1 protein-coding gene is annotated in these 259 nt (G+C 66.4%); it reads left to right on the forward strand.

The window, feature by feature from the left end:
- Positions 1–218, forward strand: a 218-nt coding sequence (locus tag AB1471_RS17565; RefSeq protein WP_437342384.1) for a hypothetical protein, incomplete at its 5' end; no start/stop codon positions are given.
- Positions 219–259 lie beyond the last annotated feature (41 nt).

Below are 259 nucleotides of genomic sequence, written 5' to 3' on the forward strand. Positions count from 1 at the left end.
TGGCCATGCTGCGCCTGATCGCCCGTGACAGCGGCTGGCTGACCGTGCTGCCCGAGGTGGTGGTTCAGGACGAGTTGCGCACGGGCATCCTCGTCAAGGTGGGCTACTCCGCCGGGCTGCAGGAGCATTTCTACGCCATCACCACCCGGCATCGGCACCGTATCGAGGTGCTGGAAACCCTGCTGGAACGTTCGTCGGGCCGCATGGGGCCGTCCTGACAGACCTAGGGCAACGCTGAACAAGTCCCTCGCGCACCGCG

Origin of the sequence: Jeotgalibacillus marinus, assembly GCF_040801915.1 — a bacterium.
In the GTDB taxonomy this organism is placed as follows: Bacteria; Bacillota; Bacilli; order Bacillales; family Jeotgalibacillaceae; genus Jeotgalibacillus; species Jeotgalibacillus marinus.